This is a genomic window from Ditibartonella choladocola (assembly GCF_002007565.1).
Classification (GTDB): Bacteria; Pseudomonadota; Alphaproteobacteria; order Rhizobiales; family Rhizobiaceae; genus Bartonella; species Bartonella choladocola.
Map to the genome: position 1 here is coordinate 2,183,640 of NZ_CP015625.1, position 17,863 is coordinate 2,201,502.

At 40.9% G+C, this 17,863-nt stretch carries 12 protein-coding genes; 6 read left to right on the forward strand and 6 right to left on the reverse strand.

The window, feature by feature from the left end; genetic code table 11:
• Window positions 1–31: 31 nt before the first annotated feature.
• Genes BBC0122_RS09630 through BBC0122_RS09640 form a run of 3 tightly spaced genes read right to left on the reverse strand, consistent with a single transcriptional unit; the run spans window position 32 to window position 3,440 of the window.
• A complete protein-coding gene (locus BBC0122_RS09630) occupies window positions 32–1,582 on the reverse strand; it encodes a TolC family protein (RefSeq protein WP_077993370.1) in 1,551 nt (516 codons plus the stop codon).
• On the reverse strand, window positions 1,579–2,772 hold the full coding sequence (locus tag BBC0122_RS09635; RefSeq protein WP_077993371.1) for an ABC transporter permease: 1,194 nt from the start codon (window positions 2,770–2,772) through the stop codon (window positions 1,579–1,581). Before BBC0122_RS09635 ends, BBC0122_RS09630 begins: the two co-directional genes overlap by 4 nt.
• A complete protein-coding gene (locus tag BBC0122_RS09640) occupies window positions 2,769–3,440 on the reverse strand; it encodes an ABC transporter ATP-binding protein (protein WP_077994646.1) in 672 nt (223 codons plus the stop codon). The genes BBC0122_RS09635 and BBC0122_RS09640 overlap by 4 nt, the downstream gene beginning before the upstream one ends.
• A gap of 461 nt (window positions 3,441–3,901) precedes the next feature.
• On the opposite strand from BBC0122_RS09640, the gene BBC0122_RS09645 reads away from it, so the two are divergent.
• The 5 genes from BBC0122_RS09645 to BBC0122_RS09665 all read left to right on the forward strand — a co-directional run bounded on the left by BBC0122_RS09645 (window position 3,902) and on the right by BBC0122_RS09665 (window position 8,012).
• The gene (locus tag BBC0122_RS09645) at window positions 3,902–4,369 is read left to right on the forward strand and encodes an autoinducer binding domain-containing protein (RefSeq protein WP_188318027.1); all 468 of its coding nucleotides are present in this window, start codon (window positions 3,902–3,904) and stop codon (window positions 4,367–4,369) included.
• Window positions 4,353–4,685: a response regulator transcription factor gene (locus BBC0122_RS09650; protein WP_188318028.1), complete on the forward strand. Its 333-nt coding sequence runs from the start codon at window positions 4,353–4,355 to the stop codon at window positions 4,683–4,685. Before BBC0122_RS09645 ends, BBC0122_RS09650 begins: the two co-directional genes overlap by 17 nt.
• 26 nt (window positions 4,686–4,711) lie before the next feature.
• Window positions 4,712–5,377: a hypothetical protein gene (locus BBC0122_RS09655; RefSeq protein WP_077993376.1), complete on the forward strand. Its 666-nt coding sequence runs from the start codon at window positions 4,712–4,714 to the stop codon at window positions 5,375–5,377.
• Window positions 5,378–5,955: 578 nt separating this feature from the next.
• Window positions 5,956–6,693, forward strand: coding sequence for a response regulator (locus tag BBC0122_RS09660; RefSeq protein ID WP_077993377.1), 738 nt, complete (start codon window positions 5,956–5,958; stop codon window positions 6,691–6,693).
• Window positions 6,690–8,012: a sensor histidine kinase gene (locus tag BBC0122_RS09665; RefSeq protein ID WP_077993379.1), complete on the forward strand. Its 1,323-nt coding sequence runs from the start codon at window positions 6,690–6,692 to the stop codon at window positions 8,010–8,012. The genes BBC0122_RS09660 and BBC0122_RS09665 overlap by 4 nt, the downstream gene beginning before the upstream one ends.
• A 20-nt stretch (window positions 8,013–8,032) precedes the next feature.
• On the opposite strand, the gene BBC0122_RS09670 is transcribed toward BBC0122_RS09665, so the two are convergent.
• Window positions 8,033–8,626 (reverse strand): invasion associated locus B family protein, encoded by a 594-nt coding sequence (locus BBC0122_RS09670; RefSeq protein ID WP_077993381.1) that lies wholly within the window; start codon window positions 8,624–8,626, stop codon window positions 8,033–8,035.
• Window positions 8,627–8,733: 107 nt separating this feature from the next.
• Between BBC0122_RS09670 and BBC0122_RS09675 the strand changes: the two genes are divergently transcribed.
• On the forward strand, window positions 8,734–9,063 hold the full coding sequence (locus BBC0122_RS09675) for a hypothetical protein (RefSeq protein ID WP_149866682.1): 330 nt from the start codon (window positions 8,734–8,736) through the stop codon (window positions 9,061–9,063).
• Between the two features lie 69 nt (window positions 9,064–9,132).
• Here BBC0122_RS09675 and BBC0122_RS09680 read toward each other — a convergent pair whose 3' ends face one another.
• Window positions 9,133–9,480 carry a hypothetical protein gene (locus BBC0122_RS09680; protein ID WP_077993383.1) on the reverse strand — a complete coding sequence of 116 codons (348 nt, stop codon included), beginning with the start codon at window positions 9,478–9,480 and terminating at the stop codon, window positions 9,133–9,135.
• Between the two features lie 24 nt (window positions 9,481–9,504).
• Window positions 9,505–17,613, reverse strand: coding sequence for a hemagglutinin repeat-containing protein (locus tag BBC0122_RS09685; protein WP_472255906.1), 8,109 nt, complete (start codon window positions 17,611–17,613; stop codon window positions 9,505–9,507).
• Window positions 17,614–17,863: the final 250 nt, after the last annotated feature.

The window sequence follows — 17,863 nt, forward strand, 5'->3', positions numbered from 1 at the left end:
ATTTTTAAAGAGTTTACTAAGGGTTGTTTTGTCAGTCATTGAGTGACACCTGCCATGTCTCTAATGTGGTTCCCAATTGTAAGTCTAGCCGGGTCAAGGCATTTAAATAATTAATACGTGCGTTGACAAGCTGCGTTTCAGCATCACGCAGATTTTGTTCCATAGAACGGACTTCAAAAGTTGAAGACCGACCGGCGTTTAGTTTTGTTTTTTCGACTTCGAGAGCGCGCCTTGCCAAATCAAGGGATGTTTGCGCTGTTTTGGCTTGTTGCCAGTATATTTTGACTTCAGTGGCACTGGTACGAATTTGTCTCTCAATACCTGACTTGATAATATCCAGCTGCAATTCAGAAGTGCGGGTGGTTGTATCGGCTTGGACAAGCTGTTGTTTAATGGTCAAGTCATTCAATGGAATACTCAATTGGATGCCGACTTTTCCGTTTCGTGTACGAGTATCGGGCAAATCAGTCTGCTTTTGGGTGCCATAGGTTCCTTGTGCAAAAAGGGATATATCCCAAAGCTGCTGGTTTTCAGCCACTTTTACATTGAGTTTGTTCTGATCGATGACATAAAGTTGGGATTGATAATCCTCACGGTTGAGTAAGGCGGTATCAAATAGTTTTCGCAGATCGATAGGGATTTTCTTCAGTTTAAATTCCTCTTTTGCAACAAGAGGTGTCGAAAGGTCCAGATTTAAAATATCCAGCAGATTTAAGCGTCTGTCCTCGATAGTCTGCTGCGCCTGAAGAACGCGCAATTTCTGATTTTCCAAGTCTGCTTCTGTTTGAACAGCGTCAACCTCGGCCATGCGGCCGGCGGCAATCAATGACCGGTTTTGCTGTAGTGTTTCTTGACCACGGATGACGGCTTCATTTGCAAGGCGCAATTCTTCCTGTGCCTGTAATAAATCCCGATGAGCAAGAATGGCTTGGCCAATGGTTTCAGATACGGTTGTTTTAAGGTGTAACTTGTTTATTTTTTCTTGTAATCTGGCCACATTGACGGGAGCCATATTTACGGTAACGCCGGCACCACGCAAAAGGGGCTGTGAGATGGACATGTCAATATTGTTGTCTAGCGTATTGTAGTTATCGGATGAACTGCCGGAAACATTCCATGCAAAGTCGAATGTTGTTCCCAAGGGTGTTATCATGTTTACGCCGGGAGAAATATCATAAAGGTTTGTATGCACCCCGGCTATTCGTTGTCTTGATAAAGAGCCGTCAATGCTGAATTGCGGTGTGAAGCGGTCTTCGGCCACGCGCAGGTCGAATTTTTGAGAAATACGGTTGATATAGGAACTTTTAATCGTCCTATTGTTCCGGATTGATAGAAATACGACATCAGCCACTGTCATTTCGACTTGCTGATTTTCGTTTGTTGTTGCTTGGCTGGTTGCCGGCACGTTGTTGCGAGATAGGCTGCCTTGACTGGATTGCGCTGCCGCCGGTGAGATTTGCGGTTTAAAAATAGGAATTGGGACACGCTCTATCGGTATCAAATCATCCGCATGAACATACGGAATTGTCATTCCAAGAGAGAGTATGAATATTATTCCAGTTAATCTGCTCTTTGTCATCATTCGCTCCTTAGAGCGGCAACAATATCAAGCTTTGAAGCTCGAATGGCCGGATAGATGCCAAAAAATAGGCCGACAACAATAGAAAGCGCGATGCCAAGTGGCAGTGCTAGAATGGAAGGTGCAAAACTCCAACCCGATAACATGGCAAAAAACCATCCTGCAATTGTACCGGTAAGTAATCCTATGAAAGCACCTATAAAGCAAAGGATCAGGGAATTAGAAAGGAATAAGATAACAATATCCATTTGCGTTGCGCCTATTGCGCGACGCAATCCAATTTCATGCCTTCTTTCTAGCACGCTTATCAACATTACATTCATGATGCCAACGCCGCTCACCAAAAGAGAGATCGAACCAATACCTAACAACAGATAGGCATAGATGCGCATTTGTGCGTCAATAGTTTCTATGACTTGTTGTGCTGTTTGTATTCGAGGTATCAGGCTTGGGTCTTTTTGTGATAGCCATAATTGCAGGTTAGCTGAGACTTCTTTTTCATCTGCATCAGCGGCTATTCTGATTGCCATATTGCTGACTTGGGTATCAGTCATTACCCGTCTTGCTGCGTTGAAAGCAATTAGAACGGAATTGTTTAAATCAACCATCAAAACGCTATTGGGGGGCGTTGTATCGAGTATTCCAACGACTTCAAAGGATTCACCCTGAAGCGTTATCTTATCGCCCATTTTGACAGGTTTGGCAGTAAAGTCTGCTATTTTATCGGCAATAGATTTGCCAAGAACAACAAAAGGTGCATAACCATCTAGGTCATATATCTGGCGACCGACCGCAATCTTTGATCTGGAAATGCTGTAATAATCCTGGCTGACAGCAAGGATTTGTGTGTTTTCCAATAAGCGTCCATTTCTAATCGTTCCGCTGCTGCCGATGACAACGCTATAGGAGCGTATCCCTTTAACTTCGGAAGCCATTTGTTTTGCATCATCTAATGAAAAGTTGCTCTGGCCTTTGGTTGAATATATACTCAGGCCAATAACATCTGTGCCTAATTTGCTGAATTGGCTGATAGCTTCTTCTTTGGCATTATGGCTATAGTGCAAGGTGGCGATAACGGCAGCTGTACCAATGATAATACCAATCAAAGCCAATAGATTGCGTCCTTTGGTTGCATGAAAATCGCGCCAAGTCTCGATAAAGGTGTTTTTCCAGATTGTATATCTTGGTGTCATGGCAAACCGACCTGATCGATAATTAGGCCGTCTTTCATAATAATCTGGCTTTTGCAATTTTGTGCAATGGAAGGATCATGAGTAACAATAAGAACAGTCATCTTGAGTTCTTGGTTCAGATTTTCAAAAATGGATATAATCTCTGAAGCTGATTGGCTGTCAAGGTTGCCTGTAGGTTCATCGGCCAGCAATATCTTAGGATTTGTTATCAAAGCACGCGCAATTGCGACACGCTGTTTCTGGCCTCCGGAGAGTTCATCTGGATAATGTTCAAGACGATTTTCTAAACCAACCATAGAAAGCCAGTATTCGGCTTCTTTTTTACGCTCTTGGCGGCTTAACCCGCGATAGGCCAAAGGCAGGCTTACATTGTCAATTGCGTTCATTGAAGGTAGCAGGTGGAAGGCTTGAAAAACAAAACCAATGGTTTCATTTCTGAAATGGGCGGCTTCATCATCATTCAATGTTTCAGTATGCCGGCCATTAATAATGAGATGACCGCTGGTTGCGCGGTCAATGAGACCTAATATGTTCATAAGGGTGGTTTTTCCGGAGCCGGATGCCCCGGTGAGGGAGCAATATGATCCAGCTGGTATTTTGGCAGAAATACCATGCAATACAGTCAAAGGATGTTCCTTATCACCATAGACTTTGACAATGTTGTGCATTTCCAGCACGAATTTCCCCTTTAACTCTATTTTATCATTAGACTTATATCCAATATATCATTCTACTAGCTAATAAAATCTTGTTCTATATTCAAATAGCAATCAAATTCACATATAGAATTGGCCGGTATGACCTTTAAAAAGGTATTATAACAATCCGTAAGAAACGGGAAGCGTCAAGAGGGGGAAGCCACTATAGAATGGACATCCAGCCCATAAAACAGAAACTTTATAGTGACTGAAATGAAGGGTATCCTGCCATAAAAGCACCCAAAAATAAGACAGCAACTCCAAATACTGCGAATTTGATCTGTTACAAAAAATATCGCGTTTTTAGAGCCGTCCGATCACAAATGCAATATGCGACGATTTTATAATTTACAAAGTGCATAAGATAATTGATAGTAACCAAGGTGGAACTCTGATTTCCATATCTGATTTTATTATACATGAGGCTTATCATGACGACAGATATCTTTGAACAATTTGATGGTGCTTTTCGTCCCGGTATCTCAATAGATGAAGCATTTAACACAAGCAAAGAATTTTTAGAACCTTTAGGATATGATTCTTGTGCCTTTACCTATGTGCCTCATTTTAAAAATTTTGAAGGCAAGATTCTGGTTCCAGCTTATACAAATGCGGTTGGTGCACCTTCCGATTTTGTTGATACTTGGGTCAATGAAAATTATTTCGATTCTGATCCGGTATACGAATTGCAAATGAAGCGTAATGGCGTTTTTTCATGGTCGTATAAAGATGAATCTTCAATAACGCCTTTACTCAAAGACCCCAAATATGCGCGGGTTGTTTCCTACCTCAATGATACAAAATTTACTCTTGGCATATCATGTACTCATAATTTATTTGGTCAGCAATCGTCATTTATTTGGTCAGCAATCGTCAAATTTTTTGGCGTACCGTACTGATCCAGAACCCGGTTCCATTGAAGATGCTGACAATGATAAACCACTCATTCAGATGATTTCTTACATGATGACCGAGGCTGTTGCCCATAATTTTAAAAAGTGGGATATCCGTAATCCGCAAAATATTAAACTTACAAATAAGCAGCGTGATGTTTTACGATATTTTGCTCATGGACTGAAAAACGCAGAAGTTAATGAAAAAATGGGGATTTCTGAATCCGCTGTTCGTTTACATGTTCTCGCAGCCATGCATAAACTTGATGCCAAAACAAAAAGCCACGCAATAGCCCTGGCGGTTTTTTATGGTTTGATTTAGGATTTCATAACACGGGAGGACTTGTTATGATATCAATAGATGTCTTTGATCGATTGAAAGAGAAGCATTCCCTTATAACAGCCATGAATTTAACAGCAAAAGTATTTTCGGCTTATGGCCTGACTTCATTGCTGTATATCTATTCTGGTTTCCCTCCTTATCGAGCGGCAACCCCAACTTCATTTATCAAATCTAAAACAATTAATATGCCAAGAGGCTTCAGTGAAGGTTTGATTGATGAACTGCATAAAGGTAATGGACTTTGTACAGTTTTGGCGAAATCAATTGTTGTCATGATTGAAGAGCCACATAAAATATCAAATGATTTCTCAAGCCTTTGCCAGACATATGGATTTGACAAATTGCTTTTTGTTACATCAAAGCTTGATGGTACATACCAGATATTGGTTATGACTGGCCACGGATTGGAGAATGCAGATATTCAAAAAATCAAATCACATTCACCTCTCATCGATTTGTATTTTTATATGTTTAATCACAATCTCTATGGTCTTAATGTCAAGACAATTGCCGATATTTTAAATGATTTTGAGAAAAAATATCTGAATGACAAGTCAATTGGATTAATAACAGATGATTCCTCTGATATCGATCTCGAAAATGCTATTAATGGCAAATTATCCACCAGTACCATAGAACAATCGGTTGCGCTTTTTGCTGATCAGACTTGATGCCCTTTGACACAATTGGCATAGAGACTATAATGAATACCGCTCTCACAGTGCTATTGGCAATAAGTCACCGATATCACTGCCGAATCTCTTTGACTTGTCTTCCGGCCAGAGTGACTTGAAAATCGGAAATTCCAGTTCTGGATGAGGTTACAAAAGGGAGCACGTCAAAACAGGATCATTGCTAACTTATAAGTGGGGATAAATGGGGGGGGCAAGGTCAATTTCGTTTAACCTTTCCCACTTTTCAATCGTTGCGATAAGCTCTCTTATAAATTCGTTGTCACTTAAGTTAGTGTGAAAAAGAGAGCCCCCTTTTTCCCACCGGAGGCAAACGAGAGCGTAAGCCATTGATATTTCAAAAAATCAGGCGTTTAAGCCTGATAATGCTATATTTAAAAACAAATCTTATAAACCAAGTATTTTATAGTAGTTTTTTTTATGAACGACCTTAATAACATAATTTTTTCATACTCCATCACAAAAATCATATACTTTTTTTAATCTAATCGTTTAAATAATTGACATGATTGTTTGTTTTAGCTGTAATTGCCAAATCCTAACTGGGAGGAGACAATATGTCAGGTAAAATTCTCATTGTTGAAGATGATGTTGAATTGGCTGATGGCTTAATGGCGCTGTTGAAGTGCTTACCATATGAGATTAAGGTTCATCACAGAGGAAATACGGCAGAAGAAATTATTCATGACTTCAAACCTGATTTGATTATTCTCGATATTGGTTTGCCGGGTAAATCCGGTTTGGAAATATGCGAAGCTATTCGTCCACATTTTCATGGCGCAATCTTCATTTATACGTCTTATGATGATAATCAAGATCAGATTATTGGATTTGGCGTAGACGCTGACAGTTATATCAGTAAACTAGAAGATCCAAAGGTTCTTGTTTCGAGAATTGAGTCTAAAATGCGCCGATTAATGGCAGAAGCTTTATCAAATCGACAAAATCTTTCGATTGAAAGTGAAAAGAATTTTCTCCGCATTGGTTCATTGACGATTGATCCTGATACTAAAGAAGCAACGATTGATGGCGTTCCTTTGCCCCTAACATCGAATGAAAAGGTGTTATTGTATTTGTTTGCAACCAAGATCAATATTGCTCTAGATCGGGATTATTTATCAGAAACAGTCCTTGGTAAGCCTTATTCGCCGGAGGACCGCAGTGTTGACGTAGCCGTCAATCGGCTTAATCAGAAACTAAAATCGCGTTCGGGAAACTGCGGGGAGATTGTGAGTAAGCGTGGTATCGGTTATATTTATGCATATAATTTGCCGCTTGAGAATAAAGATAAATGAAAAAGATGCGTGGAAAAGGCTTTTTCGATAATTATATCGTTTATTTCATCAGCGTATGGATTTTACAAGGCGTTATATTCTTTCTAGTTTTTAGCGTTTATTATATGCTGCCGACTTCGTTGACAGGCATTATGGATACGATTGAGGCAGAGCGGCAGGAATTTCTGCCGTTGATCACATATTTGCGTGATGACTTGGAAACTCACCCGAATGAAGCTTTTGAAACTTCAAAAGCCCGCCTTATGAAGCGTTTTATTGTACCTTTAGATATTACATCGGATGATATTCCGTTGCCTGATAAGGTTATAGAACAATTACAGTCCTATTCGATCGGTTATGATAAGCCGAATGCAGTGCTTTATGCATATGCACCTGATCAGCGCATGATAATGATCGGACCTATGTCCTTTAACAATTTGCGAGAGAGCGGGCGATTCAAGGTCTTCGCACTTTTGATGTTTTCTGCTTTGTTAAGTACAATTATTACCATCCAATTGCGTAAAAGACATCAGAAAGAATTGCAGAATATAATTCATGTTGTTGAGCAACTTGGAGATGGCCATTTAAATAAGCGAATACCGCCTTTGCAATCACCTAGCTTAATGAATATGCGCTCTGTTATTAATTTAATGGCCGCGCGCTTAGAAAATATGATTATGAAGAACAAAGATATGTTGAGAGGCATGGCGCATGAATTTCGCACTCCATTAGCCAGAATGAAGCTCGAAATAACTTTACTGGAACAGGCTGAAAAACAAGAAAAATCAGATTATTTGACGAAGCTATATAACAATGTTGATCATATGGGAAAGCTATCAGATGCTGTTCTGGCTTATGCACGCGCCAGCCATACTACGATGACTTTAAATAGGGAAATGGTCGATACATCTTCATGGATTGATCGTGTTATTGAAAGGGTCAATGACCATCCAGATTATCATATATCGATAGAAACGGATATTAAGCTGGAATCGATTTATATCGATCCCAAGTTTATGGATTTGGTTTTAGAAAACTTGCTTAATAATGCTGCCAAATATGGGGCTGATACAGCAAGGCTTACGGTTAAAAACCAAGCCAACGCAGCGGTGATTACGGTTGAAGATAATGGCAAAGGGATACCTGATAACCAAAAAGCTGAAATATTTCTGCCTTTTGTTCGTTTAAAGGGCAATGACAATGTTTCCGGCTTTGGGATCGGCCTGTCTTTTGTTCAGGCCGTTGTTGAAATGCACAATGGCAGCATTAAAGTCATGGATAATGACATGGGCGGCGTGACATTTCTTATCTCGCTGCCCTTACCGATCATTGAGGAATGATTAGGTGTAAATGCCAATTGTTATTTGGCATTTTTGCCTAATTCATCGAGCGCAGCGGAAATGCCTTTCAGTGTAAATTCGACTGTTGCGGGTTGCCCGTTAATCATACGGAATTTTGCTTGAGCTATTTTGCCTTTTCTAAGTGCATTCAATGTTTCTTTGTCCAATAATTGTTGTGACCAGCACCCAGCCTGATTGCATGTGTTGAAAGGTGTTTTTAGCACTGTTTTTCCATCGATTTGATACTCAAGCTGTTCAGGCAGGTATATGTTGAGTGGGCCTATATTTGTCATAGCGACCTGTTGCTTGCCGTTTTCATCCGGAACCATTGTCAATGATATTGTCAGAATGGTAACGGCTATATCAGCTTCCTGCATTTGAGCAATACGAAGGATTTCGCATTGTGGTACTTGATTATCTTTATTTTGTGGGTTCATCGTTACACAGCGGACATTCCAATCATTATATTTTTTTACACTTATTTCGTTGTTTACAGCTTCATTAGTTGATGAAATGTCAGAGGAGTCATTTTTAAGCATTTGCGCGGATGCCATGCTAGATGCAAATATCACACATGATCCTATAGCTATGATTTTTGAGCAGTATTTATTCATGAATGGTTCTCCATAAAAGTAGCTGTTAATTTAATTATCTATTTGTTTAAGTTATACAATATCTGTATAATAGCAGTGTTTTTTGTATTAAGAAGGTGTTTAATATTATGCCAAAATTAATTTGGGCAATCCCAATCTTATTATGTTTTTGTGGGTGTGTTTCGCTCTACAAATTTTCACCTGAACTCCAATCGAAGTGGCAAGGACACGATATTAGTGAAATGAATGCCAGATTAGGAACAGGTGAAATTGCAACAAAGGATAATGGAGAAAGATATTATTACTGGCGGCGTGTTATGCATCATCAAACGAACGGCATGACAAAAATGGGGTCATGTGAATTACGTGTTTTTGTTGATAATCATGATCGAATTCTCCGTTTAGATAATTACACTCAAGGTATGAATTGCATTTTTTATACGGGATTACTTAAGTGATTACCTACATTAATAGGGACACTCATAATATGTCCCTTTTTATTAGCACAGGCCAGTTATGGCCTGTACTTAGTTATAAGCACCTCTTGAATGACAAATTGGCAGCCTATTTCCATCAAAACGTGCATTATTTTGGCAACCATAACGGGCTGTTTTACCATTGCGCGTAACGAAGCCCTTATCCTCCATACAATATTGAACCCTGAACATTTCATTTAGTCTATAATCGCTAGATAGATTAGGATTGTCTCTTTTATAGCCACATTGTTTAAGAGCCATTTTTACGCCATCTATATTTACACCCGGTTTAATATACCATTCTTCAGTCGTAGGAGGAGGTTGGAACATTCTTGATGTGTCACAGCCTGTTAAACCGACTGCAAATATCAATAATACCATAATATTTTTTGGTAACATTCTATTTATCCTTTAAATTATGCTTTAGCGGGCTTTGATTGTTATAGTTTTTGATGAACCATAATCACCGCCACATCCAGGCTGTCCACTGCCGTAACAACTATGAATAGAATAATCACCTGTAAACATATTAATCCATTCCTTGATAGGATTGCTTCCAGGGGGAACTGTAAACATAGTGGCAGGATTGCCGCCAATTGTTCTACCAACAAAATCCCATTTATGAAGCTGAAGTGTCATGCTGTCTTTGGCACCATCACTTAAACGATTTAACAAGTTAGCTGTTTGTTGAGCATTAGCAGCCGGGCCAAAGTAATGAATATCTGTACCAGATAAAACTCCTTCATTCCCTTGCTTATTCAATGTTGCCATTGCGTTATAGACCGTCATTGCTCCACGGCTATGAGCATAAATGTCCAAGCCACTTTTACCATATTTTTCTAATATCCCTTGAATAGCTTCGCCAGATTTCGTCATACCCCAAAATTCATTTTCCAGAACCTTTTGATAACTGGCAACCATGAGTTCAGCTAAGAATGAATCTGTCTTGGGAAAGAATTGGAAATAAATTGGTCCATCATTTTGCCCTGCATGTTGATTTGCATATTTGGCTGCTCCATCAATATCGTTGAAAATACCATTTGCACTTAATCTAATGATACCATCAGGAGATGCTTTCATATTTTCTATTTCTTCAGGCGTTGCAGGTCGCATTTTAGGTATTTGACCGGGCTTCGTTTCATCTATTTCAATGTTTCCATCTTTATCTCTTACAAGTACCATCAAAGGATGGTCTTTATTGAACATGGTATCGTAAGCATCATCCGAATATTTAATTAACTCGTTGAAGATCATTTGCTTAAGAGCAACTTCTTCAGCAACTTGTTTTTCTAATTTAGCTACGTCTATTTTTTCTATAGGTGTGTGGGCATTATTTGTGTCGCGATTAAGCATAGCAATTGTTTGAGAAGCATCCTGGCCTGTCAAATCAATCTGCTTGTTATCATCACGAATAACTATTGTTCCTTCACTTATAGCAGATTTAGTCATGCTATCGTTAGATTCATCCGCTTTAGCACTGTTGCTTAAATTTCCGATGATTGTTTTCCCAATTCCATATTTTCCTTGAGATAAGGCTCCATACGGTAATACAATGCCACCCGTCTCAGCACTGGCTTCTGCATAATTTTCTATGTCACTGGTTGTTAATGTACCAGTATCAAGAGTGTTGTTTTTAGGATCGGCTGTACTACTAATGACAGCACCTTTAAGATCAGTATTGCCTTTAACTGTTATATCAAAACCTCCGTCACCGGCTTTAATACCTGATTGTTCACCAACACTGGCAAAATCACTTTTTGATTTATTATATTGCCATCCACCACCAACATTGTTTTTCCCAACAGTAAGAGAAACTGTATCTGATCGACTATGTGTTTTTGCGGTATCTTGAAGACTTTCTATATTGAGATTTCCACCAATTTCAGCCTTAACACTATCGCCTGATACGACAGCTCCTTTTAGGTTTGTATCATTTCCTGATTTAAGTGTTACATCACCAGTAGCAAGAATATGACTATTCACATGCGTGGTACTATCTCCCTTTGAATTACCTTTGCTATAATGACCACTCATTGTTGGCATAGTTGTTTGATCAATACCTACACTTAAACCAGATGACGAGGTTTTACCTTTAGTATTTTGGGTTGCCTGTGCGCTGATAAGATTGATATTTTTTCCAGCTGTTAAAGTAATATCACCAGCTTTGTCGTCATCAACAACATCCCATATTTGATTTGTACCTGCTGCAATCTGGACTCCAACACCAGTTATATCACCTTTTTCCGCTTCGATATTGACGGAACGTCCACCTTCAATTGTTGTAACAACAGGCGTTGATGTGGACATGGAGTTTTCGGTTTTTAATTTATTGAAGCCTACGGTAAGAGATCCGCTAATAAAATTACCTTTTTCAAAAATGCTAGCGCCATTCATTTTATTATATTGATCTTTTAAAGGGTCAAAAAAACCAGCTTTTTCATTCTCGTATGTGCCACCTTTACCTATGAAATATTTAGAATCCTGATAAGCACCGTTTAATTTACCATAAGCGTTCGTACCATTGATTACACCAGCAGTAATATTTAAAAGCCCGTTTTTGTCAGTGCCAGCTTTATTAAAGTTATCAATGGCATTGTTGATGCTTTGGATACCCTGCAAAGTACCGCTTTCTACGGATAATGTAATACCTGCAAAAAGCTTTTCATGGACTTCTTTGTAATTGGTTACATCATTAGCTGCGAGAAGATTTACATCATTTTCTGCGTGGATATTAACGTCTCGCATAGCACTGACATCTGATGCCTGTATGTTGACATCATTGCCAGCTTTCATGTTGACATCGTTACCTGCTCTTAAACCAGATTTTGCATTGGTTGAGGCATCACCTGATTTGGAGTCTTTTGTTTTATTATAGCCCAAACCAATAGATGCACCCGTTTCACTATGGGAGACTTGCACACCTATGCCCGATTTGGTTTTTGTTTCACTTTGTGAATGGCTCTCTTTGCCGGGCAAGATATTGATGTTTCTTGCTGCATCAAGGTTTATGTCATTTTGCGCAGTAACATTCGATCCTACAATATTTACGTCTGTATCACGCGCGGTTATATTGACATCATGCCCTGCGGATATTTCTGAACCGACATTTATAGTCGCTTCAACATTTTGCTTTTTGCCTTCTTTACCATAGATAGAATAGAATCCATCACCAGAGCCAACGCCCCATCCTGATTTACTTTTGCTAGATGATGCAGCATGATTTTCTTGCGCTCCAATAATTGAAACACTGCTACCTTCCATATTAACATCATTGACTGCATGAATATTAGAACCAGCAATGGCAATATGATCGCCAGCATTTAGATTAATATCACCAGAAGCACCTAAATTAGATGATACGGTAAATTCATCGTAAGACGTATTTTTCTTACTGCTGCTGCTCATAAAGCCTTTAGAGCTTTTACTGCTGCTGGTAGCTACATTTTCCGTTACAGAAGAAATAATAATATTGCTTCCAGCCTTGATGTTGATGTCGGCTTTTTTATCTTCTGTACCGGCGATCAATGATGAACCGGCAATTGTTGTATTGTTTTCGGATATAATGGTCACGCCATCATCACCTGATATGTGGGAGCCTACAGAAAATTCAGCATCAGTGCTTGATTGTGAACTTTTCTTTTTGCCTAAAATGCCACCTTTTCCAGACTTCTGTTTGACATCTTTATGATAAGTGTCTTCCGCAGCCAGAATATTCACATCATTACTGGCTTTTAGACCAACTTTACCACCAGCTTCTATGGAACTCCCAATAATATTCAGATCATGGGCTTCACCATCTTGACCGGCAATTGCAGTGATATTGCCACCGGCTGTAATGGATGAACCGACCTGTGTGGTGGATTCCAAATTCATTTTGTATTTTTTGGCTGATGAATGTTCTTCATAGCTATCGGCCATTGCAGTGACTGTAATGTCGCCACCAGCTTGAATACCGATATTCTTTTCAGCTTTGAGATCGGATGCACCAATAAGAATGTCCTTACCGGCATTGATGCCAAGACTTTCACCTGCCGAAACGGAAGAAGCCTGATTTATTGTTGTCGATGTGGAGAGTCGGCCATAACGGCTATCTTGCTTATCTTGTGTTGCAATGATTGCAACACTCTCACCAGCTTCAATGTGCATGTTGCCGCCCGATTTGACATCGGAACCTGCAATGACTGCATTTTTATCGGCCGACAGGGACATATCAGCACCTGATGTTATTTCGGACTTATGCTGTGTTGTGGAGGTAGAATTTGCATGTTTGCTTTGTGCAGCTTCTGACTGGATGACCAAGTTGCCCTTATCGGCAGACATGGCAAGATTTTCGCCAGCTTTAATTTTGCTTCCAGAAACATTAATATCTTGATCTGCTTTGACCTGAAGATCCTTAGCGGCTTCAATATTTGAACCCCTTAGGACATCTGTGCCATTGGCAGTTTTTGATTTTTGTGAACCGATATTGACGTTTTCGCCGTAAATTCCAAGGCTTTCACCTGCTTTGACATCAACGCCATTGAGATCAACATTCTTATCAGCACTGATGACGGCTCTTTGACCGGCATCAACTGCTTTTGTCGGCAGTATTGCGGCATTGCCGTTCAATGATGTTGTACCGGCATTGAGTTGGATGCTGTTTGTTGCGGCCAGCAAGATGTTGCCATCGGCAGCAAAAGCACCGCCTCTACCAACAATGTCGGTTGCCTTAACAACAAGGTTGGCATTTGAAGCAACCAAGCCTGAATTGGTCAAATTATCAACATTGATATTGACATCTTGACCTTGCAAGCGCGCACCACTCGCTGTCAAATTTTCTTTATCTTTTGCTGCAATATAAACGACAGGTGCAAAAACTTCCTGTCCGTTCAATGTCTGCTTGACGTAAATAACAATGGATTGATCGAGATTTGCGACCTGTTCAGGAGATAATGGCTCACCAAATTTCAAGTTATTATTTTGCGAATAGTCAGCACCTGCTTCAAGCAAATTTTTCATCTGTGTAACAGCATCATTGCCTGGCACAAATGAGCCTTTTCCAAGGCCTTGACCGACCAGATCGCGCATTTGCTTGTCAATCAGCTGATTTTCGAAATAGGCATCACCCATAAACAGAATGGTTCTGTCTGGCTTATAACCAATACGGGTGAGATAATAAGCTGATCCATAGAATTTGCCGACATCAAGGAACGATGCGCGTGTTTCATAAACAAAATACTGGTTGGGCAACGTACCACCAAAACCACCAGAATTAGGTTTTGGTGTTATAAGAGTTTGATCGGCAAGCCCATTGCCTGCTTTTAAGTCAATAGAAGGTGTAAAGAGCGCGCCACCAGCTGTCATGCCATCAAGAGCGCTTAAAGGATTGCCTTTCGATGTTACAGCTTCGAATTTGGCCGAACCGGTCATAGCACCTTCAGCGGCACTATTATTAAGGGTTGTTGCAGCAATGTTGAGGTCACCGCCAGCCTTGATTGTCGAAGACAAAGTTTCAAGAGCAGTAACTTTAACTTCACCGGCCTGGCCTTTGGCAATATCTTTTGAGGCATTGCGTGTGCCATCTGCGTTATAGCCCATGCAATTTGAGGCCGCAGCATTACAGGTTACATACTCATATTTGTTTCTGGAAATACCGAGATTGTTGATTGTTCCCGCAACAATCGTAATATCGTTTCCAGCTTCAATATCACTGAAACTATTGTTCAGTGTATCTACTTCAAGGTTCATATCATTACCGGCTTGAATAAGACCGGTGATGGTAGGCGCATTGGTAAAATACTCTGTATCAACGTTATAACCCATAGAGGCGTTTTGATTCAAATCCCAGCGTGTAATACGCCCACTGTGTTTCTGATCGCGAAATACCCAATTGTCGGCACGATAATAATCACCATTTGGCAATGTAATTGAACTGAATGCTTCTTCTTTGCTGCTATAAAGAGGCAATTTTACACGGTATTCATTCTTGTCACCGTGGAGTAAGCCGCCATCTTTTTTCTTTTTGCGACCAGCACCATAGGTTCCATATTTTGAATCGTAGAACAGGGTGTTTCCATAGCCATAAGCACCGAGTTGGTCATATTTAGCTGGTAGATTAAACCCAAAATGGTTTTCTCCATGTGTTTTATAAACGGTTGGCACGCTATTGGCTTCGTTTGTCAATGTTTTAGTCTGGATAAGCAGGTCTTGACCTGATTGAATAAGGCCAGCCTTATTGGTCAGCGATAAACTTTTGCCATCACCATTATAATTGGAAAAATACAGATCATTTTTAGCCATAATTGCGCCAAAGCTATTCACTGCATTGCCATTAACTAGGACATAACCATTGTTTCCTGCATACATCAGACCACTTGCACTATTTGTAAGATCGCCTTTTGCCTTGAGGAGAAAATTGTGTGACGCGGCCAATTGGCCAGCATTGGTAATTGTAGTTGCATCGATATAAAGGTCATTTGACGCGACAATTTCTGCTTTTTCGTCAGCAATGAAATTCGGCACAGTTATTTTGATATTGCCTGAACCGCCATTGGCGTTCACAGCCATCATTCCGACATTGGTTACAATTAAACTATTAGAGGCATTCAGTGTGATGCCGCCATAAACCATTGTGCTATTGGAAACATCAATTGTCTTGGCATTGAGCGTGAGTGTTCCGCTTGCTTCAACTTTTGCCCTATCATTTTTAAAATCAAGATTTTGCGCTGAAAATGTAATGTCTCCGGCAGCAATTGTTGAATTTGTATAGCTGATTTCACCTTGCGTTGATGTAAGGTCAGCAGAACCATAAGCACGTAAATCGTCATAATAAATATCATTGATGGCATCAATTGTGATGTCGCCGGAACTGATAAGCGCACCCGCATTGACTTCATCATTGACGTTTATAATGATTTTGCCGTCTTGATGCAGATGCATGGAGCCATCGACTGACTTCTGCGAGGCATCAAAATCAATACCGGCAATGATGCTATTACCTTCTACATAATTGCCTTTAAAAGTTGCTGTTTGACCAACTAATGAGGCGTTGAACAGCGTATCATAAGAATTGATAGTTGCATTCTTATGAGCAAATAGGCGATCATACTCAACGCTTTTGGCCGATGTCACCATAAAATCTCCGTAAGAAATTATGTTTCCAACGATATTGAGGTCTTGGCCGGCTTGAAGTGTCATGTTGTTGAAGCTGATCAGGGTCGCCGAGTTAATCGAGCCTTTGTTGGCAGTGATTGTCAGATCGCCGCCACCGGCCTTGACGCCATTCTTGACGTTAATATCGCCATTGGCAGTCTGCAAATCGGCTTGACCATCGGCAATAGCAACCAGAACATCAATGCCATTGGTGGATTGAATATCCATGTCACTGCCAGAGGCAACCTGACCGGCCTTGATCGTATCACCCGATTTAAAACCGAGTTTACCACCGGCAATCGCATCACCCTCAACAGATAACAAGCCTGCACCGGAATCCACCATCAAATCGCCATCTGCACCGATTGTCTCAATCGTAATGCCCTCATTGGCTTTGATCTCGACATTCTTCTTCGATGTGATCTTCTTGGCTGTCACTGTTTTGCTGCGGCTTGCAACCTTGACACCATCACGGCCAGAGGCGTTGTTGATGCTGATCTTGCCATCGGCTGAAAGTGTCAGCTGGCCGGCATTGGCAGCCATGTCGTTACGCATCCGAACGCCAACGCCTTTTTCTGTGGCAATCAGCTTGATACGGTCGCCTTGCAACGCACCAAGCGCAGAACCGTCAATCGCATATTCCGGCTTACCGGCAATATCATAGAGTTCCTTCATCTCGCGCGAGGCATAATCAAACTTGCCCGCACCGGCTGTAATGCCGATATCATGACCGGCAACGGCACCGTCAAGATGCACAGTGCGCGACACAATGTCGAATATATCAACCGAGCCTTTGCCCGATGCCAGATTGGCACCTCTCTCGCCAATGGTGACATCACCACCACGAACGTCAAAGCCCGCCAGAGAGCCGTCAAGGCCAATCTGCGGGATACCGGTCGTCAATGTCGCGCGCGGTGTATTGATAAAGCCACAGCCATTACAGGTAATACCATTGGGGTTGGCAATAATCACATCAGCCTTGCGACCGAACACTTCTGTCGGGCCTTCAAGGGCGGTTCTGTTTCCGCTTGTCACTTCATTGAGGATGACCGAGGCAGAGCCGGATTGGCGAAGGTTCGGGTTGCCGGGGACAACACCGCCAAGCTGCGATGTTCCGACTTCGCCATTATGGTTGTTCAGGATCAAACCGGGATTGGCCACATTGAAGTCATGATATTTGTTGTGTGATAGCCCTGCCCCATTTGGCGTTGCAATATCCACCAGCGGGACACCATTGGGGGCGGCACCAATGGTCGGTGTATTATTCGCGCCTGCATTCGGGTCTGCTGTCACACCCTGCGCCTGAACCAAAATAGGTTGCATCATCAAGGAAATACTCATAACACCGGCAAGGGCAATTTTAGTGTTTTTATGTAACATATGAAGCGTTCTTGACATCATTTTGCTTCTCATATCGTTGGTTGTCATGAGTATGACCTTTCCTAAAAACGGAGCGGTAAACCGTCCGAATAATCATTATGCTATGAAATTATTATCTGATGGATATTGTTCAGGGTGTCAGACTTACGTGCCTATCCATTTCAAATGTCAATTTATTTTCATCAGGTTGCGCATCATCTAATTGATGAACATCCTTTGGAATCTGCACATTGACATCGGCCTGTTTTAAGCCGTACCAATAGGTTGAAGG

Coding starts and splice junctions, on each gene's coding strand:
- BBC0122_RS09630 (WP_077993370.1), bottom strand. CDS start 1,582: ATGATGACAAAGAGCAGATTAACTGGAATAATATTCATACTCTCTCTT.
- BBC0122_RS09635 (WP_077993371.1), bottom strand. CDS start 2,772: ATGACACCAAGATATACAATCTGGAAAAACACCTTTATCGAGACTTGG.
- BBC0122_RS09640 (WP_077994646.1), bottom strand. CDS start 3,440: ATGCACAACATTGTCAAAGTCTATGGTGATAAGGAACATCCTTTGACT.
- BBC0122_RS09645 (WP_188318027.1), top strand. CDS start 3,902: ATGACGACAGATATCTTTGAACAATTTGATGGTGCTTTTCGTCCCGGT.
- BBC0122_RS09655 (WP_077993376.1), top strand. CDS start 4,712: ATGATATCAATAGATGTCTTTGATCGATTGAAAGAGAAGCATTCCCTT.
- BBC0122_RS09660 (WP_077993377.1), top strand. CDS start 5,956: ATGTCAGGTAAAATTCTCATTGTTGAAGATGATGTTGAATTGGCTGAT.
- BBC0122_RS09665 (WP_077993379.1), top strand. CDS start 6,690: ATGAAAAAGATGCGTGGAAAAGGCTTTTTCGATAATTATATCGTTTAT.
- BBC0122_RS09670 (WP_077993381.1), bottom strand. CDS start 8,626: ATGAATAAATACTGCTCAAAAATCATAGCTATAGGATCATGTGTGATA.
- BBC0122_RS09675 (WP_149866682.1), top strand. CDS start 8,734: ATGCCAAAATTAATTTGGGCAATCCCAATCTTATTATGTTTTTGTGGG.
- BBC0122_RS09680 (WP_077993383.1), bottom strand. CDS start 9,480: ATGTTACCAAAAAATATTATGGTATTATTGATATTTGCAGTCGGTTTA.
- BBC0122_RS09685 (WP_472255906.1), bottom strand. CDS start 17,613: ATGATGTCAAGAACGCTTCATATGTTACATAAAAACACTAAAATTGCC.